This is a genomic window from Pseudomonas sp. GW460-12-10-14-TSB1, from assembly GCF_017349775.1.
Classification (GTDB): Bacteria; Pseudomonadota; Gammaproteobacteria; order Pseudomonadales; family Pseudomonadaceae; genus Aquipseudomonas; species Aquipseudomonas piscium.
This window is the reverse complement of the sequence record NZ_JACNAC010000024.1, coordinates 1-24,436: the sequence shown is the minus strand read 5'-3', so window position 1 is coordinate 24,436 and position 24,436 is coordinate 1. Positions and strand designations below refer to the sequence as shown.

Below are 24,436 nucleotides of genomic sequence, written 5' to 3'. Positions count from 1 at the left end.
GCATCATGATCGTTCGCCCGGTACGCGTGACCGACCTGCCCGCGCTGATGGCCCTGGCCCAGCGCGCGGGCCTGGGGCTGACCAGCCTGCCGGCCAACCAGGAGCGCCTGACCCACCGGATTCGCTGGGCCCAGCGGACCTTTGCCGAGCAGGTGGAACGGGCCGACGCCGACTACCTGTTCGTGCTCGAAGACGACGACCAGCAAGTGATCGGCATCAGCGCCCTGACCGGCGCCGTGGGCCTGCGCGAACCCTGGTACAGCTACCGGGTCGGCATGACCGTCAACTCGGCGCCGCACCTGGGGATCCGGCGGCAGATCCCGACCCTGTTCCTGAACAACGAAATGACCGGCCAATCGGAACTCTGCTCGCTGTTCCTGCGCCCCGACCAGCGCCGTGACAGCAACGGCCGGCTGCTGTCCCTGGCGCGCCTGTTGTTCGTCGCCGAGTTCCCGCACCTGTTCGGCGACAAGCTGATCGCCGAGCTGCGCGGCAAGGGCGACGAGAACGGCTGCTCGCCGTTCTGGAACAGCCTGGGCCGGCACTTCCTGCAGATGGATTTCGTCCAGGCCGACCACCTGTCCAGCCTCGGCCACAAACCCTTTATCGCCGAACTGCTGCCGCGCCAGCCGCTGTACACCTGCCTGCTCAGCGAACCGGCCCAGGCCGCGATCGGCCAGGCCCACGAAAACGCCGAAGCGGCGCTGGCCATCCTGCGCCACGAAGGTTTTGCCCATCAGGGCCATATCGACATCTTCGACGGTGGGCCGGTGATCGAGGCCGAGCTGAGCAAAGTCCGCGCCGTGCGCGAAAGCCAGGTGTTGCCGCTGCTGGTCGGCACCCCGGACGACGACGCGCCGACCTGGCTGATCCACAACCGTCGCCTGGAAAGCTGCCGCGTCACCAGCGCCCGTGGCCGCCTGGTGTCCGGCTGCCTATTGGTGGATCGCCTCAGCGCCAAACGCCTGCAACTGCAACCCGGCGACCTGGTGCGCGCCGTGCCGCTGCTCGCCACCCAGGCCAAGGCGGCTGCGGCCTGAACGCCTGATGACGGCGCTGGCCGATACGAGCAGCGCCGAGGGCCGCGTCGGTCACAGACTCATTCAAGCTTGAACCCGTCATCCAGCGGCACCCGGTAGCCGTTGGCCAGGCGATTGGTTTCGTTGGCCATGCCGACCACCGCCTGCAACTCGCCGAACATCGCCTCCGTCATCCCCGCCTTGCGCGCCGCGGCAGTGTGCGAAGCAATGCAATACGGACAGTTGTTGGTGACGCTGACCGCCACGTAGATCAGCTCCTTGGTCAACGGATCGAGCGCCCCCGGCGCCATGATCTCCTTGAGGCTGTCCCAGGTACGCCGCAAGGTCGGCGGATGGGCCGCCAGGCATTTCCAGAAGTTGTTCACCTGATCGACCTGACGGGTCCGCATGATGTCGTCGAACACCGCGCGCACTTCAGGGCTGGCGTCAGCGTATTCGGTGAGGTGGTTGCTGCTCATTGAAAGCTCCGCTGTGGGGGGACGAGGCTTTCGAGTATAGGCAGGGGGATTGGAGGTGCCCGCACCATCGCCATCGCGGGCAAGTCGGATCGCCGCCCGCTCGCTCCTACAGAAGCACAGTTGTTTTCTGTAGGAGCGAGGCTTGCCCGCGAAAAAATTCGAGACAACGCGGTGCCGGGAAAGCACCACGAGCACCACAATCAGTGCTTGGCCGACAGCTCCATGATCATCCGCGCCAGCAGGTAGATGCGCGGCGCCACGCTGTCGACTTCGGCGTACTCCTCGGGGGTGTGGATATTGCCGCCGACGATGCCGAAGCCATCCAGGGTCGGCGTACCGACACCGGCCGACAGGCTGGAGTCCGCCGCCCCGCCGCTGCCCTCGATAGTCAGCTTGCGCCCCAGCTCGCCGTAGATGCCCTGGGCCATGGCCACCAGCGCGTCGGACTTCTCGGTCTGCGGCATCGGCGGCAAACCGCGCTGCAAGGTGGTCTTGACTTCGGTGTCGGCGATCAGCTTGTTGGCCGAAACCCGCGCCAGGTCCTTCTCGATGCGGTCGAACTCCTCCGGCACCGCCGCCCGCACATCCGCCTTGGCAATGGCCTGGTCGGGAATCACATTGGTGCGGTCGCCGGCCTTGAGCACGGTGAAGTTGATGGTGGTTTTCTTCGCTTCATCCCCCAGCTTGCCCAGTTGCAGGATCTGGTGCGCCGCTTCCATCGCCGCGTTGCGCCCCAGCTCCGGCGCGACGCCGGCGTGAGCGGCCTTGCCCTTGACCTCCACCAGCGCCGTGGCGCTGCCCTTGCGCCACACCACCAGGCCATCGGCCGGGCGCCCCGGTTCCAGGTTCAGGGTCACGTCGTGGGCCTTGGCGGTTTTCTTGATCAAGTCGGTAGCGATCTCGGAACCGGTTTCCTCGCTGGCGTCGAGCAGGAAGGTGATCTGTGCGTAGTCCTTGAACTTGAGGTTATCCAGGACCTTCAGCGCATAGATCCCGGCGACTATGCCGCCCTTGTCGTCCATCACCCCGGGGCCGTAGGCGCGGCCATCCTGGATGCGGAACGGCCGCTCGGCCGCGGTGCCTTCCTTGAACACCGTGTCCATGTGCGCCATCAGCAGGATCCTGGCCTTGCCGGTGCCCTTGAGGGTGGCCAGCACATGGCTGCCGCCGGCAGCGCCGTTGGGGACTTTTTCGATGCTGGCGCCGAGCTTTTTCAGTTCGGCGATGGCGATGTCGCTCACCTGGTTCAGCCCCGCCTCGTAGCCGGAGCCCGAGTCGATGTTCACCAGGCGCTCCAGCAGTTTCAGGGCATCGCCCTGGTATTGCTGCGCATCGTTGTGTACTTGTGGGTGGGGTTCGGCGATAGCCTGGGTGGCCAGCAGGCCAAGGGCGAGGGTCAGGCCGATACGGGCGGCCAGCAATGAGCGAGGGGAAGTCTGCGTCATGAATCGGTCCTTGTTTCGTGTCGGAAGGTGCCTGCCCACCCTACCTGACAAATCTGCCCCCCTCCATGCTGGCGCAATGCTCTGCGAACGGCCTCACAACGAGTTCAGCAGGACCTTTGGCAAGTGGTCGCCGCGGCGGCAGCTGACCTTGTTGCGGCCGGTGGTTTTCGCCTCGTACAAGGCCTGGTCGGCATCGTTCAACCAGTCCAGGGCATCGCTATGGTCCGGGGAATAGGCAGCCAGGCCGATGCTCAGGCTGACCTGCAGGGCCGGATTCTGCTCATAGCCCAATCCGCCGAAACGGCAACGCAAGGCCTCCATCAGTTCGGCGGCATGCTCCAGCGGCACGTCCGGCAGGATCACGCAGAACTCGTCGCCGCCGTAGCGCCCGGCCTGGTCGCTGATCCGCAGGTTCTGCTTGAGCAGCTTGCTCAGCTGGCGCAGCACGATGTCGCCGGCGACATGGCCGTAGGTGTCGTTGATGGCCTTGAAATGGTCGATGTCGATCAGCGCGATGGCGCCGCCCTGGTTCTGGGTCGAGGCCTGGCGCCGGCAACGCTGGAACTCGATTTCCAACTGGTCCTTCCAGGCCCCGTGATTGAGCAGGCCCGACAGGCTGTCGGTTCGGCTCAGGGCCAGCAATTCGCGCTTGTGCCGGGACAGGACATTGGCCTGCTGGTAGCAGATAAACCCCAGGGCCAGCGGATACAAGGTCAGCATCGGCAGGCAGGCATAGAGTTGCAGCGAACTGCTCTGGGCCACGAAACCAGCGCCGAACAGCAGCAGCGCAAGGGCGATCCCCAGCGCTTGCGCCAGACAACCGGCAAGGAAAAACGGCACGCCGCCCAGGGCGATATTGTTCATCGCCATCAGCGACAGGGTGGTGGTGGTCGGCAGCGGATTGAAGTGCATGGCCGCCACCCAGAACCCGCCGAGGAAGGCATCCACCAGCAAGTTGCGATGCTCGCCGCGAAACGGCACTGCCGAGCGGCGTGCCCACTGGTACGCCAGGTGCGGCCAGATGAAAGCATTGAACGACATGAGCGCCCAGACCCAGGGCGATGGATGCAGCGGGTACATGCCCGCGGCCACGCAGAAGAACCCCAGGGCCAGCCCCAGAATTCGCGTTTTGTACAGCCTCCTGGCCAGTGAAAGTCCCTTTCCTCCATTGTGCGGCGTCAAGGCCAAGTCGCCTCCGTTGAACGGTACGCAAGCCATGGTATGCGGTGGTGTTCAGAAGTCTATCAGCGCAACGGCAAATCGCCATCACCGCTCAGCCCCTGGAAACCGCGGTGGGTCAACCGGTCGGAGGGGCCATGTTCATCCCGTGAAAACCCTCCAGCCGCCCTGCCCGCCTGCATTCATTTGCAGAATGAAGTCCGGAAGAAACTTCGTTTGTCAGCACACCCCGCGCCGACCAGAATCAGGCCCAGCCAACACCGCAACCCTCTTTGTCTCACTACGCCGGGAATCCTTGTTTATGAGCCTGCAGAGCTTCGTCAGCCCAGACCTGATCCGCCAACGTTTTTCACGGGCGATGTCGGACATGTACCGCGAGGAAGTGCCGCTGTACGGCGCCCTGATGGAACTGGTGGCCCAGGTCAACGCCGGGGTCCTGGGCAGCGACGAGGGGATCGCCCGCCAGCTGCGCAGCACCGGCGAAATCCAGCGCCTGGACCTGGAGCGCCACGGCGCCATTCGGGTCGGCACCGCCACGGAACTGGCGACCCTGGGCCGGCTGTTCGCGGTGATGGGCATGCAGCCGGTGGGTTACTACGACCTCACCCCGGCCGGGGTGCCGGTGCATTCCACGGCCTTTCGCGCGGTGCATGAGAGCGCCCTGCAGGTCAGCCCGTTCCGGGTCTTCACCTCGCTGCTGCGCCTGGAGCTGATCGACAAACCGCAACTGCGCGACTTCGCCGAATCGGTGCTGGCCCGCCGGACGATTTTCACCCCACGCGCCCTGGCCCTGATCGAACAGGCCGAAACCCAGGGCGGCCTCGATGACAGCGCCGCCGAGGAGTTCGTCGAGCAGGCCCTGGAAACCTTCCGCTGGCACCACAGCGCCACGGTCACGGCCGAGCAGTACCAGCAACTGAGCGCCCAGCACCGGCTGATCGCCGATGTGGTGGCGTTCAAGGGGCCGCACATCAACCACCTGACGCCGCGCACCCTGGACATCGACCAGGTGCAGGCGCTGATGCCCGCCCATGGCATCACGCCCAAGGCGGTGATCGAAGGCCCACCGCGTCGGGAATGCCCTATCCTCTTGCGCCAGACCAGCTTCAAGGCGCTGGAGGAAGCCGTATCCTTCACCGACCAGCCCGACAGCCGCGGCAGCCACAGCGCGCGCTTCGGCGAGATCGAACAGCGCGGCGCCGCCCTCACCCCCAAAGGCCGGTCGCTGTACGACCAGTTGTTGAACGCCGCCCGCGACGCCTTGGGGGACTTCCCCAATGAAGCCAACGCCCAGCGTTACAACACACTGATGGCCGAACACTTCCGCGCCTTTCCCGACAACCACCAGGCCATGCGTGAACAGGGTCTGGCGTACTTCCGCTACTTCGTCAACGACCAGGGCCTGGCCGCGCGCCAGCAGGCGGACCGGCCGACGAGCCTGGAGGCGCTGATCCGCGCCGGGCATGTGCGGGCCGAGCCGCTGGTGTACGAGGACTTCCTGCCGGTCAGCGCCGCCGGGATCTTCCAGTCCAACCTGGGCGACGATGCGCAAAGCCATTACGCCGACCACTCCAACCGACAGGCCTTCGAGCGGGCCCTGGGGCGCCCGACCATCGATGAACTGCAGCTGTACGCCGATACTCAACAGCGCTCGCTCCAGGAATGCGCCACGGCGCTGGGCCTGCCTGCTCTCTGATTTTCCGTCCCACAGCATCAGCCAGAACGGCTGATGCTGGCCCTTTCCCGCACCCACCGCAGGGCAATGGCTACAGGGTGTTTCGCCAGCCCTGATCGACAACATGCCGATACGAAACAGCCCGCCTCGCCCACGCCTCTCCTGCTTACCTTCCCATGACCTCTTCAGGTGCACCGTCAGTCGCCTGGGGGTCATTACCCTCTTTTTATTTTGTCTCTATATGGATACATTCCTCATGGAATACGAGATCCTGCAGACGACCGTCTTTGCCCAATGGCACACCAGACTACGGGACCTGCGCGCCAGGATAGCCATCGCTCGGCGTATCGAGCGGGCTTCGGCGGGCAACCTGGGCGATGTGAAAAACCTCGGCGGCGGTCTCTCGGAAATGCGCGTGAATAGGGGCGCCGGCTACCGCATCTATTTCACGGTTCGCGGCAACACCCTCATCGTCCTGCTGCTAGGCGGCGACAAGTCCACCCAGCCTGCCGATATCTGCCAGGCCCGTTCCCTGGCCAAGGAGTTCTGATATGTCCGACACACTGGTTCCCTTCGACATCGCCACCCTGCTCGACAGCGACCAGGCGATCAGCGAATACCTGTCCCAGGTCCTGGCCGATGGCGATACCGATGAACTGATCCGCGCCCTGGGCCATGTCGCCAGGGCCCGGGGCATGACGCAGATTGCCAAGGCCACCGGCCAGGGCCGGGCCAGCCTCTACAAGGCCTTTGCCCCGGGCGCCAAGCCGCGCTTCGATACCGTGGTCAAGGTCATGCGCGCGCTGGGCCTGCAGTTGTGCACCACAGTGCCCCGAGGCTGAAGCGGGTCAAGACAGCACCGGGAAGTACGAGGCAATAAAGGAAGGCGTGGCGTTTGTCAGCTGTGTGGCTGGAGAGAACTGCTGAGAAGCCCTGGCAACCGCTGACAGCAGGCGTCGAATCTGTGCGGGTTGCATGAGCGGACTTGCGGAAATTCCAGGGCGGGAACCCCGAAGAGGGTGTTCGCCCAGTGCTCTGGCCTGGCAATCCATGCACCGGTAAAGAGCCCTTGCACCGGGCGAACGAGAACTATTTTAATCGAACGACAAAAGAAAGTCCGTGCACATATTCTGAAGAATTCTGAACACAAATCTGGCGGAAAATTTTTCATTCCGCTCACTTTCGTTCAACTCCTCTCACGGACCTCCCGAGATCCGGCGCGCTGGCCGCCACAACGGCCAGCGCCCGGTTTCAGTCAACCTTCGTGCTGAGTAGTAACTTGCAACACATCGGTATAGGTCACCACCACGCTCTGGCCGACCTTGAGGTCTTTCAGCCGGGCCTGGACTTCCGGTTTTTCCACGTCCAGGACCTTCTTGTTGCCCGCCGGCCCCTGGAAGGTCAGCTGGTTGTTCTTCAGGTCGATAGCGGTGATCTTCAGTTGCACCTGCACCTGGCGATAGGCTTCACCGCCCGGGTTGGGATTGTCCTTGGTGGCACGAACCACCCCGGTGCGTTCAGCGGAATTCGGCAGGCCTTTTTCCACATCGGTGTCCAGCACCGCCACCACCGCGTGGGTGACCCGCACATTGACCTGGTCGCCCACCTTCAGATGCCCCAGGTCCTTGGCCTGATCGCTGAGTTGCACATGCACCGGTTGGCCCTGGGCGCCTTCCAGCACCACGCGATGTTTAGCGGCATCCACGGAGAGCACCTTGGTCACCAGTTCATCGGCCTCCACGCTACCGGCCAACGGAATGTCGGCGGCGTAGGCATGCAGGCTGGCAGTGGACAACAGAGTGGCCAAGGCAACGGCTTTGGCCAGAGAGTGAAGCGGCTTCATAGACATTCATCCCTGTAATTGAAGACAAGACCCGCGCCTTTCAGGTGCGCGGTGCCGCTTGAGCATAGACGCCATTGAGCACTTCACCTCGCTGGGCGTCAGTTTGTTGCACTACCGCTCAGGCGCCTCAGTAACCGGTCATCTCCAGATAACCGTTGCCGGTATGGCTGCCGCTCAACTGCACCGGCCCTTCCCAATAAGGAATGCGCAGGTTCATCCAGGCCTTGGGGTTGAGCGCCTCGGCATTGACGTCAAAACCACGGCCGGGAATACGCAAACGCCAGCGGGTGGGCAGCGTGCGCCCGGCCACCTTGGAGTCCGCCAGCGGGGTGAGCTGGATATCCTCCTTGTGCAGGGTCTGGGTGTGGCCGTCGGGGTCGATCCATGTCCCGGTGATATAGGGCGGTTTGTGGTTTTCCCGCACGCGGAACAGCATCAGCCGCTCACCGCTGTCCAGGTGCAGGGAGAACCAGTCCCAACCGCTCTGCCCGGCTCCCAGGGGCTGGCTGCTCCATTCGCGGTCGAGCCAGGCCGGGCCGCTGACCTGATAGGTCTGGCCGTCGATCTGCAGGCTGCCCGAGGCCTGGAAAAACGGCTGGCTGTAGTAATAGGACGCCTGGCCCTGCTCGGACTTGCGGCTGTAACCCGCCTCGCCCTGAAGCACCAGAGGCTGGTCGCTGCGCAGCTGCAAGCGGTAGGCGAAACCCGGGCCGCCGGCCTGCAGCTGCATATGTGCCAGAGGATCGGCGTCGGCAGACTGGCTGGTAAAACTCCAGTCGTCGATCCAGGCCTTGAACGGCTGCGTTGTCACCCCGGCCTGCCCCACTCCGCCGCGGGCATAACGTTCGGCGGCGTGATGGGCGCTGGCCGAGGTCGCCGCGGCGTGGCCCAGCCAGACATTGGGTGCCTGCCAGCCGGGCTGGTCGGGCTCGGCGCGCAAGGCGCTGCGAAACAGCGTCCACTGCACGCCGAAGCGCTGGCCGTCGCTGGCCTTGAGGTCGGCGGTGAGGTACCACCACTCGATGCGAAAACCGTCATGGACGCCATGGTCTGCGGGGAAGCTGAACACCCGCCCCGGCACCACCTGGGTGAACGCCCCGGCGTCCTCGCCGAGGCCGGCGAAACCTTGCGCCGGCTCGTCGCCTTTATCGCAGCCGCACAGGGCTGACACCAGCAACAGGCCAAGCAGCCGTTCAATCTTCATGGGCGAAAGTCCTGAGCAGATCCGCCGGCTGGCTGCGATACAACCGGAGCAACGGCCAGGCCGACGCAAGCAAGGTGGCCAATACCGCCAGGGCCAGCAGCTGCACCAGTTGCAGCGGGAACACCCGCAACGGCAGGCGCCAGCCGAACGCCTGGACGTTGATCACAGTATCCAGGCACCAGGCCAGGGCGATGCCCAGCGGCAGCGCCAGGAGCAAGGTCAGCAGCGCCAGCAGCCAGGTCTGCCCGAGGTTGAGCAGCATCAACTGGCGCCGGCTCACCCCCAGCGCCCACAGCGGCGCGAGCTGGCCAAGGCGGCTCTGGCTCTGGGTCAGCAGGCTGATAAACAGCGCCACGCCGGCCACCCCCAGGGTCAGGCTGTTGAGCGCGGCGGTGGCGGCGAAGGTGCGTTCGAATATCTGGCTCGACCAGCCCTTGAGCTGGGCCTGCTCGACGATGCGGCTGTCGTCGAGGCTAAAGCGCTGCTGCAAGGCGCTTACCAGCGGCGCCACGGCGGACGGCTCGATGCGCAGATTAAAGCGGTTGGGTGTCAGCTGCGGCCAGTGCGCCAGCAGGTGCTCGGCATTCACCAGCAGATGGCCCCTGGGGTTGCCGTAGTCGGCATAGATCGCCACCACTTGCGGCGCCCACTGCCCCACCGGCACGGGAATATCCAGCCGATCGCCCAGCCGCACCTTGAGCCGGCGCGCCGTCTGCTCGCTGAGCATCAGGCTGTCGGCGCTGGCCAGCTGGGTCCAGGGCTGCTCGCCCAGAGCCTCGAGCAAGGGCCAGTGCTGGCGGTAGCTGGCATGGTCGATCACCCCGTACAGGTCCGCCGGCCAGCCTTGCAGTTGCAGCGGCACCTGCCAGCTGGGCAGTACCGCGGCAATGGCTGGCTGCCCGGGCAGCCAGCCTTGCAGCTCCCGCGCCTGCGCCGGGGTTTGCGGGTTGACGTACAGCTCGGCGCTCAGGCGTTGGTCGAGCCAGTCGGCGAAGGTCTGGCGAAAACCGGCGGTCATGCTGCCGGCGCCGATATTGGCGGCCAGGGCCAGCAGCAGCGCCATCAACGCCAGGCTCAGGGCCGGCAACTGCTGCCGGCAGTCGGCGAGGAACCACTGCCCGAGCACCGAGCGGCTGCGTCCGAGCAGCGCGCTGAGCAATGCATTGAGCAACACCGGCAAACCCAGGGCCGCTCCCAACAGCAAGCCCGCCAGCAAGACGAAACCGCTGCCCAGGCTGTCGCCCCAGATCCAGGCCGCGCCAGCCAGCACTGCCAGGGCCGTCGCCACCCAGGCCTGACGCCGCAACCAGCGCGCATAAGCCTGATGCCAGGCCTGGGGATCGGCCAGCGCCAGCAACGGCAAATGCGCGGCCCGCAGCAAACTGTTGGCCCCCGCCAGCAAGGCGCCGAGCAGGCTCAGGCCGATGCCGCCCAACCACCACCAGGGACTCAGGCTCAACTGCCCCGCCACCTCGGCGCCATACAGGCCGTGCAGGCTGGCGGCGACATCCGGCAACAGCACGCTGGCCAGCAGGTAGCCGCTGAGCACCCCGGCCAGGCCACCGAGCAAGGCCAGGCCGCCCAGCTCGACACAGAGACAGACAATCAGCATCCGCGCACTGACCCCGCAGGCACGTAGAGTGCGCAGCAGGCCGCGCCGCTGCTCCAGGGCCAGGCCGATGGCCGCATGCACGATAAACAGGCCGACCAGGAACGACAGGAAACCCAGGGCATCGAGGTTCAGGTGAAAGCTCTCGGTCAGGCGCGCCAGATCGTTTTCCTCACTACCGCGCTTGAGCACCAGCAGGCCCTTGAACGCATCGGGCAAGGCCGGCGCGCTGGCGGCAAAATCCGCCGGCAACAGCAGGCGCGACACCTGCTGCGGCAAGCCCAGCAGCGGCTGGGCAAAACCGATATCCACCAGCAGCAGCCCCGGGGCCATGTCCGCCTGGCTGTGCAGTGGCGGCAGTGGCTGGCCGCTCGCGGTTGTCGGCCGATCGCCTTCGCGATAGCCGAGGGTTTGAAGGGTTTGCGGGGCGATCCAGGTACTGCCCGGCGGGCTGACGAATTCGACCATCCGCGCGGAGTCCAGCACCTGGCCGGCGACCGCCGACCCGGCCGGCAACGACAGCGGCTCGATCCCCAGCAATTGCAGGCGCTGCTGTTCATGACCCTTGAGCGTCAGCCGGCCTTGCACCACCGGCGACACCGGCCAGCCGGTCCGGCGCAGGCCGACGAACAGCGCCTGGGAAAATGGCGCGCCGTTGGCCGTGGCCAGGCTGGCCTGGGGCGCGCCGCCGATCAACTGGCTGGCCTTGGCGTAACTGTCCCGCGCCTGACTGTTGAGCGCCTGCACCCCGGTCAACAGGCTGGTGGCCAGCCACAGCCCGGTCAGCACACTGAAAAACTGTACCGGGTGCCGCCGCCAATGGCTGAGCAGCGCCCGCAGGCTGTGCCAGAAAACCCGCACCTCAGTGCTCGCCCGCGCCGGCCAGACGCCCGCCACGCAGCACCGCGATCCGCCCCAGGCGACTGGCGACGCGCTGGCTGTGGGTGACCATCAACAGGCTGGTGGGAGTATCGGCCAATAGCTCCAGCAACAGCTGCAGCACGTCGTCGCTGGTGGCTTCGTCGAGGCTGCCGGTGGGCTCGTCGGCCAGCAGCAGCCGCGGTTTGCCGGCCAGGGCGCGGCCCAGGGCCACCCGCTGTTGCTGGCCGCCGGACAACTGCTCCGGGTAGCGCCGCAGCAGATCCCCCAGGCCCAGGCGCTCCACCAACTGCGCCTGCCAACGCTCATCGAAACGCCCCGCCAGCCGCGCCTGGAACCCCAGGTTGTCCTCCACCCGCAGGCTGCCGATCAGGTTGAACTGCTGGAACACCAACCCGACTTCGGTCCGCCGCCAGTTGGCCAGCTGGTTTTCGTTCATCCGCTCCAGTTGCTGATCGCCAATGCGGATGCTGCCGCGATCGACCTTGTCCAGGCCGGCGATCAAGTGCAGCAAGGTGCTCTTGCCGCTACCCGACTCGCCCATCAGCGCCAGGCTACCGCCCTGCTCCAGCTGCAGGTCGACACCCTGCAACACCGTCAACGGGCCCTGGGGCGTGGCGTAGCTTTTGCAGACGGCTTGAACATCGAGCATGGGTGGGCTCTGGCAACGGAGGGCAGGCTCAAGGATAGCGCTTGTCGGAGCACGAGGGTTCGCAGCGCATCAGTATGGCCTGTCAGCCTGCGATCCCCGCTCGCGGGCTGACTTCATCCAGGCCTACAGCTCCACGTATCCTCTCGCCTCGCTGAACGCGACGATTTCTCTCGGCGGCGTCACTGTATTCAGCGGTTTTCGCCAGTAACCAACACCGTGCCATTGCCCATGCTTGAAGCCCACTTCGGGATAGGTGCCGATATGGATGAAGCCCAGTGCTTCATGGAGACCAACGCTAGCAGCGTTAGGCTGGGCAATGCCGGCGTAAGCGGCATGGAAGCCTTGTTGCTCGAGGATCGGCAGGAGCCGCTGGTAGAGTGCGCGGCCAATGCCACGGCGGTGTGCCGCTGGGTCGATATAGACCGTGACATCCACCGACCAGCGATAAGCCTCCCTGGCGCGATGCTGACTGGCATAGGCATAACCAACGACCGCGCCATCCAACTCCGCTACCAGGTAGGGATAAGTCGGTAGCGTTGCCTCGATCCGCCCCGCCATCTCCTCAATTGTTGGCGGGATGAGCTCGAACGAGATGACCGTATCCGACACCATAGGCGCGTAGATCGCCTGAATGGCCGGAGCATCGGCCGGCGTTGCTATCCTGATCTTGCCCATCCTGTTTTCTCCTTGCCGTTGCTCGGCATGTACCCTGTGAGCTGGCGAATCTTATCGGTTTCAGGTCCGATGCAGAGCATGGGGGCGGACAATCCAAAGCGACTTGCCTTGCACGGACCCAGGACGACGGAGCGATAGAAATCAGCAGCCGCCAGGACTCGGCCGAGCTTACTGCGCCGGCCAAGCATTCATCAGCAACAAACTCTGGGCATAGTTCAGGCCAATACGCCGGTAGCGTTCATCGAGCATCAGCGTCAACAGATCCAGCCGCGCCCAGGGTTCGACCTGCGCTCAGCGGTATCGATAGGCAAAACGGACTGTTCGAACCGCGGATGGGCAGTTGCTGCCCATCCTGGCTAAAAGCGACCTCATAGAAGTAACTGCAACACCGCGCCGGCGGTCTGCCGGGTGACCCCTAACGTCCGCAGGCCTGCTCCATGAGCAAGCCTTTGTCGGTGGTGGTTACTTAGGTTGCTCCACGGTGCGCAGATAGGGCTTCAGCGTCTTGAAGCCTTGGGGATATTTCTTCCGGGCGTCCTCGTCGGAGACCGAGGTAGGAATGATCACGTCTTCGCCCGGGCGCCAGTTCACCGGGGTGGCGACGGTGTGCTTGGCATTCAGTTGCAGGGAATCGAGCAGGCGCAGCACTTCATCGAAGTTGCGCCCGGCGCTCATCGGGTAGACCAGCATGGCCTTGACCTTCTTGTCCGGGCCGATGATGAACACCGAACGCACGGTGGCGTTGTCCACGGCGGTGCGCGCGCCGCCACTGGCATTGGGGTGGATCATGTCGTAGAGCTTGGCCACCACCAGGTTTTCGTCGCCGATCATCGGGTAGTTGACCGCATGCCCCTGGGTTTCCTGGATGTCACCGACCCAGGCATGGTGGTCGCTGACCGGGTCGATACTGAGCCCGACAATCCGGGTGTTGCGCTTGTCGAACTCCGGCTTGAGCCTGGCCATATAACCGAGCTCGGTGGTGCACACCGGGGTGAAGTCCTTCGGGTGAGAAAACAGGATCGCCCACTTATCGCCGATCCACTCGTGGAAGTGCAGCGGACCTTCGGTCGTGTCGGCAGTGAAATCGGGTGCTTCGTCGCCAATGCGGATTGCCATGGTTGGTCTCCTTGCAGTGACTGGGAGGGGTAGCTGTGAGGGTGCCGACGGTTGTTGCGGCGGCGTTCGAGTATCTGCGTAAACCTGTCGGCGCGAATCAGTATAGGAGACACATCAGGGCCAGGTGACCGCAGACAAAAAAGCCCGGCAGTGCCGGGCTTTGTTACTCAGGTCCGCCTTCAGAATCTATAGTTGGCGCTCAGTTCCAGGGTCCGTGGCGCGCCCGGCGTGATCAGGTCCACCGAGCCATGCGCCGAGGCGTAATAGTCCTTGTCGAAGACGTTACGCAGGCGCAGGGCCATGTCCCATTTCGGCAGGTTGTAGAGCAAGGCCGCGTCTACCGTGGTGTAGGCCGGCATGACCACCTGGTTGTCCAGGGCGGTGTAACGCTCATCGACATAGTTCGCCCCCATGCCGACACGCCATTCCTGGGTCAGAGAACGCACCAACCACAGATTGGCGCTGTGGCGCGGGGTCAGGGTCGGGGTCTGGCCTTCGTTGGCGACACCGTTGGTACGGCTGTTGGACTTGGTGATCTCGGCATCCAGGTAGGCGTAGCCGGCATAGACCTGCCATTTGTCGCTCAACTGCCCGCTGGCGGTCAGTTCCAGACCATCGGTACGCTGCTCACCCGCCAGCACAAGCTTGCTCGGGTTCGCCGGATCGGTGGTTTTCATATTGGTGCGTTCCAGACGGAACAGCGCCGCGGTCAAGGCCAGGCGGTTGTCGAACAGGTCCCACTTGCCGCCGATCTCGAAGTTGGTGGTCTCCTCCGGCTCCAGGTCCTGGTTGCTGGTACTCAGGGCGAACATCTCAGCGGACGGCTGGTAGGAACGGCTGACCGAGATGTAATAGGACTGGATCTGGTCAGGCTGATACACCAGACCGACGCGCGGGCTCCAGGTGGTATCCGTCCGGGACAGGCTGCTGTGGGTCAGGTCGTCGGAATATTCCTGGTCGAACACGTCATAGCGCACGCCCACCAAGACTTTCCAGTGCGGCGTCAGTTCGATCAGGTCCTGCACGTAGAAGCCGGCGGTGTCCTGGGTGTTGCTGCCCTTGGCGGTCTGCCGGTTGGCCTGGAACGGCACATCGACCAGGGCATCGCGATACACCGGCACCTGCGCCACATTGGATTGGCTGAACACCGACTGATCCTTCACCTGGCGCCCCAGCTCCACACCATAAAGCAGGCTGTGGTTCATCCCGGCGAGCACCGCCTGTTGCTTGAGCTCGGTCTGGTTGAACCAGCCATCTTCCTTGCGCTGCACATTGCCGCGGTTGAGCTTCACCAGCAGTTCGCCATTGGGCGCGGTGACGAAGCGGGTCGGGCTGGAGTCGGCGAGCGTGTTGTTGCGATCCAGATCGTAGTGGTAGTAGCGGCTGGTGTTGCTCAGGCTGAAATCGTCGTTGATGCGGTAGTCGATACCGGCCGTGAACGAAAACACCTCGCTGCGGGTGTAGTCGTCATCCGGGTCGGCGGAACCGAAGCGCTTGTCGCGGTCCACATCGACCGGGCGATTGCCGCGCGCCGGGATGCCGAAGTCGATCAGGCGCTTGTCGTACAGATAGGTAGCGCCCAGGTTCAGCTCCAGATCGTCCGAGAGCTTGAAGTAGGCCGACGGCGCGATGGCCTTGCGGTCGATATAGCCGTCGTCCCGGAAGGTGTCGCTGTTCTCCAGCGCCCCCGTGACCCGGAAAGCCTTGTCGTTGTGCTGCTGATCGGCCCAACCGGCGTCGAACTGCGTGCGCTTCTTACCCTCGCTGTCGAAGCTGACACCCACTTCCTGCTTGGGGGCGAAGTTGGGCTTCTTGCTGATGCTGTTGATCAGGCCGCCGGATGAGCCGCGACCATAAAGCACCGCCGCGGGGCCCTTGATCACTTCCACCCGCTCGACGTTGGACAGGTCGCGGAAATACAAGGCGTCGTCACGAATGCCGTCGACGTACATATCGCCAATGGCGCTGAAACCGCGGATGGTGACCTGATCGCGCTGGCCATCGCCGTTGGACAGGCCGACCCCGGGAACATTTTTCAGCACGTCCTCCATCGACTGCGCACCCTGATCCTTGATCACGCTCTGGGGGATCACGTTGACGGTTTGCGGGATATCACGCAGCGGCGCATCGATCTTCAACGCACTCCTGCTCTCGGTCGGCATGTAGCTCTGCTCGCTGTACTCACTGTTCACAGCGGTGGCCGGAAGGGTTAGAGCAGACTCCGTTTCTGCCTGTAGATCAGGTACGACCAGAAGACCCAGCAACGACAGAGAGGCTGGGTAAATGCGCGATGAAACCACCATGAACACCTTTTTGTAGGAATTATCGCGCGGATGATAACGATTATCTTTTGTAAGTAAATACAAATGATTACAATTTAGAACATTGACAGCGTTTGGGACGGGCGTCTCGATTTGGCGGGTGCGCTGTTCAGCTTTAGCTCGTGCTGGTACGGCGCTTATTGCATCGGCAGGAAATTCATTGGTGGCAGGCTTTGCACGGGGTTCAGGCCGATGCGCCGGTGGCGTTCGTTACGCCATGCCGACTGAAACCTTCGAGGTTCAGAACCAGCGCCGCCCTATCGACCAAGGGTGACGGGCTATAGTATTGCGCCCCTTTTCTTCATCGCAGGACGCGAAAGATGAATTACACCCAGGCCCAACTGAAATACCGGCTGTCCATCGCCGCAGGCGCATTGCTGTTTACCGGCGCCTTGATCTCCACCCTGTTTTCCACTCTGAAAATGCTCAACTGGCGCATGAACAGCTACAGCGACGCCGCGGTGCTCCTCAACCGCCAGATCAAGGACTTTGTGTTCATGGTCCACAACAACACCGAGCCCCTGGAGTGGTTCTGGGACAACAGCCCGACCCCGGACTTTATCCACCTGAGCAACCCACCCCACTGGAAATTCCTGGTGATCTACCTGCTGATCTTCGTCGGCGCGGCCCTGTTCACCTGGGGCCGAACCCTGATGCGCAAAGTCGAAGAAGTCGAACCCCTGATCCAGGCCCGGCTCAATGCGCTAACAGAAGAAGGTGTCGCGGTCATGACGTTGCAGCAACTGGAGGAGTCGACTCCGGTGGAAGCCGTGCCGTCGTTCTTTTCGCAGGTTCGACTGCTTTGTGTGCTGCCGTTGGGGATAGCTGTGGTTTATCTGGGTGTGCTGTGGATGTTGCACATTTTGTAAGCCCGGTGGTGGATCGAGCTCTTCTGTACTCGGTAATAGATCTCCATGGATTTTCGCCAAATCATGGAGACCTTTCAGAGCGCTTCTAATGCATGAAGTCGCCACGGGAGCCAAAACACAAAATGGTCCACATGCGGCAATGACCATAATCGGCGGCAAACGGCCATGATCGGACATTGGAGTGAGCGCTCCCTACAGCGCAGCAGAACGTCAGCCCTTCACTTTCTTTTAGCCTCTTCGCCAGAGGCAGACGGCCCTCAATCATTCCGGTTAATATCAGCCACCTATCTCGAACGCATTCAGAGGTATCTGGTGGCGCTCGGCCGTTGTACCACCAGTCTTTGAAATCCGAGGATTACCATTTCAATATGGCAATGAAAGTTACGCCTCATCTTGTTCAGCTCGTTTACGAGGCTGCACTCAAATCTTTCTGGCGGAAGGAGTCGCTCCGCAAGTTTCTGCGGCAATCGCATGTTGCAGAGTCTCACCTAGCCACATGGTCGCAGGAAGAGAGTAAGCGTGATTTTTTGGACCGCACTTTCGCTGCTTTGCAGCGAACTGATAAGGGTAAAGCCGTTTTTGGCGAAATGGCCATCTTTCTAGCTGAGCAGACTACCTTTCCGGATCTTCGCAACTGGGAAGACTCTGCCGTAAAAATTCGGGATGCGTCGAAGGCCGTTGCTGAGTTGAAAGCGCTCATTGCCCGTCAAACCGAAGAGGTTCGGTCTGATCGAGAACGTGAAGCGGCAAAGGCTAGAGCACGGGAAGAGCGTGAGGTCGTTCAACGGCAGCAAGCAAGCCTTTCCGAGTTAAAGAATCGACTCGATAATTTGGCGCCACAGATGGGTACCGCGCCGGGAGGCTACGCCTTTCAAGACTGGTTCTATGATTTTTTGGCTTTCGCTGAAGTTGAGCATCGCCGCCCGTACAACACGGGCGGGAGGCAAATTGACGGTTCAATCACCATTGACGGAACCACCTACCTTGTCGAATTGAAGTTCACGGCAGATCAAGCTGGAGGGCCCGACATCGACATATTTCGCGGGAAAGTGGAGAGCAAAGCCGACAACACAATGGGCCTGTTCCTATCCATGGCTGGTTATTCTTCGGTGGCAATAAGAGAGGCATCGGGCAAGAAGAGCACCTTACTGCTGCTCGATGCCTCCCACATGTACCTTATCCTCACCGGTGGCATGCCTTGCTTAGATGTTGTCCGCCGGGTTCGCCGCCATGCCTCTCAAACTGGAGAGTCATATCTTCCGGTCTCATCCTTCGGCGGCTGAGGCGCTAGAGGGCGTGAGTATCAGGCTGGAGTTCGTGCTTAAAGCGAATGAGGCAATGCGTACCATGTGATCGGTACCATTTGCTAGTACCTGGTCCCGTTTGTGTATGTTGCAGAAACTGGGGCCGGGGTATGTTGTCGTGCATAGTCCGCGATGAGATATAGATAGGGATTCGCACCCCTTCTGTCGTCGCCACAGGCCGCATAAGGCCAACGAGAATGGGCCTTTTCGCCTTATCCTTTGGCGTCATGCGGCCTATTGCGGCCCCAGACTTGCCCTAAACATCATAGTGAACAATCTGCTCAGCTGCCTGGGTCCGACGTGAGCCGTAAGCAGACGTTTTACTGCGTCCGCTTACGACCAATAGGTGAAGGGCAGCAATTTCAGCGCAAAGGTGACAGCTGCAAAGAATTAACGGTAATGGCAGAAAAACGAAATGATCGCTGCCCGGCGCCAGTTGGAGCTAATGCCACAGATTTTTTTCAGACGCTCCGAATGCTGCAATACTGCCTTTATTACCTGAGACGGTTTCCTGTGTCCTAGTGCAACATGGGAGTCTAGAAGAGACCAAGGGTAATTAAGACGAGGCGCTAACCATGCTCGGCACTCTGATAGAGGATAAATATTCTCTGAAATCGCTTGGGTGTCTGATATGCTAAATCGAAAACAGCGAGGAGTTAATTGCGTATGGATAGCGGATTTGTCGATCTTGATATTTTGATTTCACGCATCAGAAACACGTCTACGAAGAAATATTTTCTAGATTCCGTAAAGGCATACAAAGCCGGTGCGCTGCGTGCAGCCTTGACTTCTACCTGGGTCGCTTTGGTATATGACTTGATTGCGAAATACCGTGAACTGAGTGCTCATAATGAAGCCACAGCTACATCTTTTATCCAGTTGTGGGATAACGCAACTGCAAATCAAGATCTAAAGAAATTATTGGAGTTAGAAAAAGACATTCTTGTCCATGCGAAAGATACTACTCAAATACTCAACAGTATCGAATTTACTCAGTTATCTCGCCTTCGAGAGGACCGCCATCTCTGCGCCCACCCCGCTTATTCGGCAGAAGCGGAGCTATTTGAACCTTCCCACGAGTTGGTGCGGTTACACCTTGTTAATGTTGTAGATCTGGTATTTGCACGGGAAGCCCGTCAGGGAAGAGCCATATTCGATGTCTTCAGTGCCGATATCCAATCCCCCGGATTTCCTTCCGAACATGGGAGGATATTGGATTATGTCGAATCACGTTATCTAGCACGGGTCAGAGCAACAAATGTTCCAAATTTTGGAGTGGTATTGGCAAAATCGCTGCTCAAAGGTGTTCCTCCAGAATGGGAACCACACCGCAGTCAGATTGTATCGTCCCTAGTCGCGGTGAGTGAGCGCGCGCCAGCTTCCTGGCAAGAAACCACAGGCTCTATCGTCAGAATAATTGACAATGTAGAGCCAGCTCACCGGCCGCGGGCTATTGCTTTCTTAGCTAATTTCCCAAGCTTTTGGGCCTTGCTTCAAGCGCCTACACATACAGCGCTACAGGAAACGGCCGCAAATATTGACCCTAACTCGCTCGCTGATTATTACATGCTCGCAGGGATAACCCTCGCTCCGCTTCGAGAAGCAATTCAGGCATTGATTTCTGAAATGAACGCCCAATCGCTGATTAGTGCGATTTCTCAAGTGCAAGTCCCCGAGCTTTGGGCTCGAGGGATTGAAGTTTATCGAAACTCCGGTGGTTTTCGCTCCTCTGAAGATAACTTTAGAAGGTTGGTAGTTCCTTTTGCCCACCAGCTTAATTCTGACAATTTTAATACACTGTTCAGCGCGATAACTGATAATGCTCAGAACTGGGATGCAGCGCAAACTCCTAGCATTCTTCTAAGCGTATTGCAAAACGCTAAAGTTGAAAATAGGCCATCAGTGGATATGATGACTGGCTTCTATGAGCGGTGCGATGAATTTAATCGAGTTAGAGAGTACGAACCTGTTTTTGAGCTCTTCAGTGCTTTTGGCTGGCAGCGGCCAGCCGAGGCTGAACAATGACGATTCAAGAGTCCCTTAACGGCTTGCTTTAATTCATCACCTATTTAGTATTCAGACCGCTGAAAAAATGGTCCGTGCCTGCGAAACCTCGCACGGGCTGATGCCTTCCAAGCTACTTTTAACCGAGTTGATCTGTAGAAAGTCGATAGCGCCGGTTGTGATGCCTGCTACCGACCCCAAAGTTGGCGTTCCCGGAGAGACAATTCATGCCCGACTGCCGCCGGACACGAAGGGCTGCGTCGGGTCGAAAAAAGTCGCCCCAAAGCGTCTGCTTTTGGCTGTGGATTCAACCGGTCGATGCAACAGATTGGCTAAATCGTTCAGCGGCCGGTTGAATCCACAGCCATTAGCAGACATCCATGAATGACCGTTTCCGACTCAAAGTGGCCGGAGGCGTACGGCGAAAGTCGGCCAGAAGCGGATTGTCGCTACAGGTCAACCAACCCGTCCGCGACGGACAGCATGCCTGTCAATACCACGCGAAATCGCGTAGTTGCAACGCTATGCTTCATTAAATTGATGCCTGCTCAGGTTGGGATAGCCAAAGAAATTTTAATGTTCAGCCGAACAAATATGAATTGTGCTATTTAGAGCTTACAAGCGATTCTTCGATTCGTGACACTAGTCGAGTGCATTGCTTAATGATTTCTTCGATCTCTTCTGAGGAGATTATATGCTGGTTCCCTTCCTTATCAAAACCGCTTCGGTGAACACAGTCATGCCTGATAAGGATTGCTTTAAACAGCCAAGAAACATCTCCAAAATCGATATCCAATACCGACAAATACATTGGCTTAATTTTCTTGATATCATGAAAAATCAAGTCCTTTAAGTATTTGGCAACCAGCAGCTTAAGGCCCTCCCACTGCGTAAAAATTTCCCTCAATGAGAATTGCCTCCTTGCCAGCTCTGGATCTGTTTCTAGAAGTTTCCTAAGCAAATCGTCCGATGACATCACGGCAGATACAAAACTACTGGATAGATAAGTTTCAATTGCGGTAATCGCTTGAGCAAAAAGCATCTTATTAAGAGTGACTCTCGCATCTTCGGGATACGAGTGTCTCAGCAACGCAATTACGTCTGAGCAAACTTTCCTGAATTTATCAAGCTGATCTGTTTCGGTTATCTCAGCAGCTATTTCCTCCAGCTCCGTCTTCGTCAAAACCTCCCAGTGCAGATCGAGCACCTCGGCCAGATATAAATCCACGCCGTATGCGTTTGACATTATTTTGGTGTCGTAGTCTTTTCCGCACTCCGTGCAGATGATATTTGTCCAAGTCTCGAGGACATCATCATTTCCGCTCGGCAAAATTTCCATTTCGTCAGCGTAAATGGTTTCATCCACAAATCCTCCACAATTACAGGTAAATGTAACTGAAACGTCCATCGTTCAAACTCCATCGTAAAAAGTAAATCAGCTGTGGGATCTTGAAAGTTAAAATAGCTAAGACTTTGCTGTTTAATACGTTGAGCGGGCACAAGAATATATCTCATAAACTAAGTGGTGGGATAGTCGAGACAGATTTTGGAAGTATTTGAGATGAGTGATTGTCACTGCTGGAACCCTTTTGACCAGTGTCTAACAATTGCAGAGCAATGGCATTTTGATGCCGTATCGGTGCCCGAGGAAATCCCCCTGATTGGGGCCTGCTTTTGGCCAATCTGTTGCATCGACCGGTTGAATCCACAGTTGAAAGCCGACCGACACGATAGACGCTGCTGACCCGCTGCAAACGATCAAAACTCTCTGCGTAACTTGGAGCGCTCCATCCTTCGACATCAGACTCAGAGCTCAACTGCCGGTGGAGATTTTAGCAAGATTGAACGCCAGTTATAACTCACCACGTCAATGCCAAAAAATACAAAAATGATAAAAATAGTGATAAAAACAGCTTGAGTAGATTGTTCGATACTAGCTGACAATTATTATTCAGAATGGCCAGAGAAGATAATAAAAAAGCACTAAGAGCAAGGTTCTTTCCACCCAAATACAGCAGTACCGACCAAGGAGATACAGGCTCTTTAGGCACCATTGCAATGACACTAAAAGTTACAGCCATCTCCACAAAAACCAAACTAACAAGAAAATTTGCCGGCGCCAACACAGCGTACCTGTTAAAGCTCACGTTAATTTTCGACCTTAGCGATAGAAAGTATTTTACATAAGACACTGAAAGAACATAAATCGAGAGGGCAAACATGCTTTTGCCAGCCTCATGCTCCGACATTATATCCGACACATGTTTTGTTAGTTCGACTCCAAAGAATTTCGTTTCAAGTGGTAATTGTTGAGACACCCATGCCGTAATACATAGTATTACTAGGAATGTACAAAAAAGAGAAAGTGGGTTTTTGAAATCCAATTCCATGGAATTGTCAACTTTATCCATAATGCTTCCTTTGTTATGGCTGTTAAGCTTAGGGGGGGCGACACAGCGAGCGAGGCTAACTGAATAGCCCCTAAATTCATAGTTGCTCCCGAACGGCTGCTATTGGCCGGAAGCAGTCCGTTAGCCCCCCCCTATTCAGTACCAAACGCTCCCTCTATGCTGCCTTCACAGATCAGACCCAGCCCAGCAAGTGCTGCAGGCGCAAGGACTAAGAACCACCACCAAATCATTCAGATTGCTTCGTCTTCCTTCGGCGCTCGGCCGGATCAAAAGCGAAAGCACCAGGCTTGATGGACAGCATGCCAGGCCGGTTCTTGAACCACTTATTGAGTGCCTCAACTTGGCCAGGAGTCAGAGCCAGGTCTCGATGCAATGAACGCTTCAGATCGGAGATAAAGTCAGAGCTCTCTTTGGCCAGGAAGTAATTGATCCAGTAGTTGCATGCATAGATCGCTTGGAGGTTCTTGATTGAAAACTCGGGGCGAACAGTTTGTACCTTGGCCATCAAATTGTTCAGATAGCGATAGTCGTCGTCTGCCAAGCCTGTTCCCCGTAGCTTCTCTGCAAGCTTCGCCAAGGACTCGAGTTTCATGCCGTGGAAACCGTCCAGCTTTTCAACCCGCAGTAGCAGGTAGCATTCAGCCAGACGGCGCTGCACTTCCTCTTTGTTGCTATCGCCGCCACGAGCCCGGCCGTTTTCACTTGCTGGAGTCGCTTGCCCATTAGGCCCACCCGGAGTCAGTTCGGGTTCATCCCCCTCGAAAGCGGCAGCCGTAAGATCTGGGATCTTTTCCTTCGGATTGATCGAGTTGTTTTTTGCACAGATGGGGCCAGCCTGCACTTCACATCCTTCGTCGTCGACAAGGATGCGCACCTTTCCTGAGCGGAGTCTGTTGTCGCAAAAATGACATTCGTCGTTGGTGGAGAAGTCCACACGTAGCATGATGTACGCCATTAATTCCTCGCTGTTGGGTAATCGGTTTTCTATACGAAGTAGGCTTTCTTGCTGGACAGGTTATCCCTGTTCTGACAAACACAAAGAGTCATACCGTAGCCACCACTACGACACAACCACTCAAACATCCCCACCAATACGCGGTTGCGCCATGCAGGCGTCGCCCCTATAGTTCGCCCTCGCGGCAAAATCCGCGAACGACCTTGGCCGGTCGAATTACAACGACGCATCAGCGTCCAAAGCACCATTGCAGACGCTTTTTTTGTGCCTGCGATTCTGTGTTATGGCGGCTGTGTGCGGGACACCTTCGGGTGTGCCGGTGTCGTTGTAAACCGGTCGGCCAACCCTCACACAGCTGCCACCCTCAATTTGCTTGGCCGCAAATGGTGGAAGCTCTACAACGAGTAACGACCATGGACGATCAATCGATTTCCCGCTTTACCCCCGTCGACACCCACGACGCCGACGCTCCCGTTTTCTACCTCGATACCGACGCCCCTTTGAGCGATCTGGCGGCTAGTGCAGCCCATCGTTTCACCGTGGTGCGCGACCTGATGGACAGCCTGTCCACGCTTAACCTGAAAGACATTTCCGACTGCGATCTGGCGCGGGTGACCCGTGGGGTGCATCTGCTGACCCGGGAAGGGTGTGCGGTGTTGGAGGTGATTCAATGGCGCACGGCGCAGGAGCCCTGAGCGCTATTGAGTTGTGGCAAGGGAGCTTGATCAGATCTCTGATCAACTCCCTGCCTGGGGGGCTGTTTGTAGCCGCTGCCGAAGGCTGCGATCGGCTGCGTA

The 24,436-nt window shown here is 59.5% G+C and carries 21 protein-coding genes; 8 read left to right on the top strand and 13 right to left on the bottom strand.

The features are described 5' to 3' along the window. The first annotated feature begins 5 nt into the window (after positions 1 to 5). Positions 6 to 1,040, top strand: a complete 1,035-nt coding sequence (gene astA, locus J4D52_RS15750) for an arginine N-succinyltransferase (RefSeq protein ID WP_025804094.1) — start codon at positions 6 to 8, stop codon at positions 1,038 to 1,040. A 59-nt stretch (positions 1,041 to 1,099) separates the two neighbouring features. On the opposite strand, the gene J4D52_RS15745 is transcribed toward astA, so the two are convergent. The 3 genes from J4D52_RS15745 to J4D52_RS15735 form a co-directional block, all read right to left on the bottom strand. Next, positions 1,100 to 1,498: a carboxymuconolactone decarboxylase family protein gene (locus J4D52_RS15745; RefSeq protein ID WP_025804095.1), complete on the bottom strand. Its 399-nt coding sequence runs from the start codon at positions 1,496 to 1,498 to the stop codon at positions 1,100 to 1,102. A 200-nt stretch (positions 1,499 to 1,698) separates the two neighbouring features. Beyond that, entirely contained in the window at positions 1,699 to 2,943 is a 1,245-nt protein-coding gene (locus tag J4D52_RS15740) for a M20/M25/M40 family metallo-hydrolase (protein WP_025804096.1), read from the bottom strand. 93 nt (positions 2,944 to 3,036) lie between these two features. Further along, the gene (locus tag J4D52_RS15735; protein WP_102677245.1) at positions 3,037 to 4,161 is read right to left on the bottom strand and encodes a diguanylate cyclase; all 1,125 of its coding nucleotides are present in this window, start codon (positions 4,159 to 4,161) and stop codon (positions 3,037 to 3,039) included. Between the two features lie 262 nt (positions 4,162 to 4,423). Between J4D52_RS15735 and J4D52_RS15730 the strand changes: the two genes are divergently transcribed. From J4D52_RS15730 to J4D52_RS15720, 3 genes are all read left to right on the top strand, one after another. After that, positions 4,424 to 5,818, top strand: coding sequence for a VOC family protein (locus J4D52_RS15730; protein WP_102677246.1), 1,395 nt, complete (start codon positions 4,424 to 4,426; stop codon positions 5,816 to 5,818). Between the two features lie 235 nt (positions 5,819 to 6,053). Beyond that, on the top strand, positions 6,054 to 6,347 hold the full coding sequence (locus J4D52_RS15725) for a type II toxin-antitoxin system RelE/ParE family toxin (RefSeq protein WP_025804099.1): 294 nt from the start codon (positions 6,054 to 6,056) through the stop codon (positions 6,345 to 6,347). A gap of 1 nt (position 6,348) precedes the next feature. Continuing rightward, positions 6,349 to 6,639: an addiction module antidote protein gene (locus J4D52_RS15720; RefSeq protein ID WP_025804100.1), complete on the top strand. Its 291-nt coding sequence runs from the start codon at positions 6,349 to 6,351 to the stop codon at positions 6,637 to 6,639. A gap of 413 nt (positions 6,640 to 7,052) precedes the next feature. Here the strand turns inward: J4D52_RS15720 and J4D52_RS15715 are convergent, their stop codons facing one another. The 7 genes from J4D52_RS15715 to J4D52_RS15685 form a co-directional block, all read right to left on the bottom strand. Next, the gene (locus tag J4D52_RS15715) at positions 7,053 to 7,640 is read right to left on the bottom strand and encodes a hypothetical protein (protein ID WP_025804101.1); all 588 of its coding nucleotides are present in this window, start codon (positions 7,638 to 7,640) and stop codon (positions 7,053 to 7,055) included. A 127-nt stretch (positions 7,641 to 7,767) separates the two neighbouring features. Continuing rightward, entirely contained in the window at positions 7,768 to 8,844 is a 1,077-nt protein-coding gene (locus J4D52_RS15710; RefSeq protein ID WP_102677247.1) for a lipocalin-like domain-containing protein, read from the bottom strand. Next, positions 8,834 to 11,314 (bottom strand): FtsX-like permease family protein, encoded by a 2,481-nt coding sequence (locus tag J4D52_RS15705; RefSeq protein WP_102677254.1) that lies wholly within the window; start codon positions 11,312 to 11,314, stop codon positions 8,834 to 8,836. The genes J4D52_RS15710 and J4D52_RS15705 overlap by 11 nt, the downstream gene beginning before the upstream one ends. Position 11,315: 1 nt before the next feature. After that, the gene (locus tag J4D52_RS15700) at positions 11,316 to 11,984 is read right to left on the bottom strand and encodes an ABC transporter ATP-binding protein (protein WP_025804104.1); all 669 of its coding nucleotides are present in this window, start codon (positions 11,982 to 11,984) and stop codon (positions 11,316 to 11,318) included. Between the two features lie 123 nt (positions 11,985 to 12,107). Further along, positions 12,108 to 12,659 carry an arsinothricin resistance N-acetyltransferase ArsN1 family B gene (locus tag J4D52_RS15695; RefSeq protein WP_025804105.1) on the bottom strand — a complete coding sequence of 184 codons (552 nt, stop codon included), beginning with the start codon at positions 12,657 to 12,659 and terminating at the stop codon, positions 12,108 to 12,110. 462 nt (positions 12,660 to 13,121) lie between these two features. Further along, a complete protein-coding gene (locus J4D52_RS15690; RefSeq protein WP_025804106.1) occupies positions 13,122 to 13,775 on the bottom strand; it encodes a peroxiredoxin in 654 nt (217 codons plus the stop codon). Positions 13,776 to 13,954: 179 nt separating this feature from the next. Continuing rightward, positions 13,955 to 16,078, bottom strand: coding sequence for a TonB-dependent siderophore receptor (locus J4D52_RS15685; RefSeq protein ID WP_102677248.1), 2,124 nt, complete (start codon positions 16,076 to 16,078; stop codon positions 13,955 to 13,957). Between the two features lie 338 nt (positions 16,079 to 16,416). On the opposite strand from J4D52_RS15685, the gene J4D52_RS15680 reads away from it, so the two are divergent. The 3 genes from J4D52_RS15680 (at position 16,417) to J4D52_RS15670 (ending at position 20,294) form a co-directional block, all read left to right on the top strand. Further along, positions 16,417 to 16,965 (top strand): YniB family protein, encoded by a 549-nt coding sequence (locus J4D52_RS15680; RefSeq protein WP_102677249.1) that lies wholly within the window; start codon positions 16,417 to 16,419, stop codon positions 16,963 to 16,965. Between the two features lie 326 nt (positions 16,966 to 17,291). After that, a complete protein-coding gene (locus tag J4D52_RS15675) occupies positions 17,292 to 18,248 on the top strand; it encodes a hypothetical protein (protein WP_207272138.1) in 957 nt (318 codons plus the stop codon). A gap of 687 nt (positions 18,249 to 18,935) precedes the next feature. Further along, a complete protein-coding gene (locus J4D52_RS15670) occupies positions 18,936 to 20,294 on the top strand; it encodes a hypothetical protein (protein ID WP_146018003.1) in 1,359 nt (452 codons plus the stop codon). A gap of 583 nt (positions 20,295 to 20,877) precedes the next feature. Here J4D52_RS15670 and J4D52_RS15665 read toward each other — a convergent pair. From J4D52_RS15665 to J4D52_RS15655, 3 genes are all read right to left on the bottom strand, one after another. Continuing rightward, on the bottom strand, positions 20,878 to 21,681 hold the full coding sequence (locus tag J4D52_RS15665; protein ID WP_110721734.1) for a hypothetical protein: 804 nt from the start codon (positions 21,679 to 21,681) through the stop codon (positions 20,878 to 20,880). 451 nt (positions 21,682 to 22,132) lie between these two features. Further along, complete coding sequence (locus tag J4D52_RS15660) at positions 22,133 to 22,684, bottom strand: hypothetical protein (protein ID WP_146018004.1); 552 nt, start codon at positions 22,682 to 22,684, stop codon at positions 22,133 to 22,135. Positions 22,685 to 22,910: 226 nt separating this feature from the next. Next, positions 22,911 to 23,639: a hypothetical protein gene (locus J4D52_RS15655; protein WP_110721735.1), complete on the bottom strand. Its 729-nt coding sequence runs from the start codon at positions 23,637 to 23,639 to the stop codon at positions 22,911 to 22,913. Between the two features lie 413 nt (positions 23,640 to 24,052). Here J4D52_RS15655 and J4D52_RS15650 point away from each other — a divergent pair, with 413 nt between their 5' ends. After that, a complete protein-coding gene (locus tag J4D52_RS15650) occupies positions 24,053 to 24,334 on the top strand; it encodes a hypothetical protein (protein WP_102677252.1) in 282 nt (93 codons plus the stop codon). Positions 24,335 to 24,436: the final 102 nt, after the last annotated feature.

Bases quoted from the DNA above. Each gene is read 5' to 3' on its own strand.
- J4D52_RS15700 (WP_025804104.1), bottom strand. From the start codon at position 11,984: ATGCTCGATGTTCAAGCCGTCTGCAAAAGCTACGCCACGCCCCAGGGC.
- J4D52_RS15660 (WP_146018004.1), bottom strand. From the start codon at position 22,684: ATGGATAAAGTTGACAATTCCATGGAATTGGATTTCAAAAACCCACTT.
- J4D52_RS15740 (WP_025804096.1), bottom strand. From the start codon at position 2,943: ATGACGCAGACTTCCCCTCGCTCATTGCTGGCCGCCCGTATCGGCCTG.
- J4D52_RS15695 (WP_025804105.1), bottom strand. From the start codon at position 12,659: ATGGGCAAGATCAGGATAGCAACGCCGGCCGATGCTCCGGCCATTCAG.
- J4D52_RS15745 (WP_025804095.1), bottom strand. From the start codon at position 1,498: ATGAGCAGCAACCACCTCACCGAATACGCTGACGCCAGCCCTGAAGTG.
- J4D52_RS15725 (WP_025804099.1), top strand. From the start codon at position 6,054: ATGGAATACGAGATCCTGCAGACGACCGTCTTTGCCCAATGGCACACC.
- J4D52_RS15655 (WP_110721735.1), bottom strand. From the start codon at position 23,639: ATGGCGTACATCATGCTACGTGTGGACTTCTCCACCAACGACGAATGT.
- J4D52_RS15680 (WP_102677249.1), top strand. From the start codon at position 16,417: ATGAATTACACCCAGGCCCAACTGAAATACCGGCTGTCCATCGCCGCA.
- astA (WP_025804094.1), top strand. From the start codon at position 6: ATGATCGTTCGCCCGGTACGCGTGACCGACCTGCCCGCGCTGATGGCC.
- J4D52_RS15690 (WP_025804106.1), bottom strand. From the start codon at position 13,775: ATGGCAATCCGCATTGGCGACGAAGCACCCGATTTCACTGCCGACACG.
- J4D52_RS15650 (WP_102677252.1), top strand. From the start codon at position 24,053: ATGGACGATCAATCGATTTCCCGCTTTACCCCCGTCGACACCCACGAC.
- J4D52_RS15715 (WP_025804101.1), bottom strand. From the start codon at position 7,640: ATGAAGCCGCTTCACTCTCTGGCCAAAGCCGTTGCCTTGGCCACTCTG.
- J4D52_RS15730 (WP_102677246.1), top strand. From the start codon at position 4,424: ATGAGCCTGCAGAGCTTCGTCAGCCCAGACCTGATCCGCCAACGTTTT.
- J4D52_RS15685 (WP_102677248.1), bottom strand. From the start codon at position 16,078: ATGGTGGTTTCATCGCGCATTTACCCAGCCTCTCTGTCGTTGCTGGGT.
- J4D52_RS15720 (WP_025804100.1), top strand. From the start codon at position 6,349: ATGTCCGACACACTGGTTCCCTTCGACATCGCCACCCTGCTCGACAGC.
- J4D52_RS15670 (WP_146018003.1), top strand. From the start codon at position 18,936: ATGGATAGCGGATTTGTCGATCTTGATATTTTGATTTCACGCATCAGA.
- J4D52_RS15735 (WP_102677245.1), bottom strand. From the start codon at position 4,161: ATGGCTTGCGTACCGTTCAACGGAGGCGACTTGGCCTTGACGCCGCAC.
- J4D52_RS15710 (WP_102677247.1), bottom strand. From the start codon at position 8,844: ATGAAGATTGAACGGCTGCTTGGCCTGTTGCTGGTGTCAGCCCTGTGC.
- J4D52_RS15665 (WP_110721734.1), bottom strand. From the start codon at position 21,681: ATGGACGTTTCAGTTACATTTACCTGTAATTGTGGAGGATTTGTGGAT.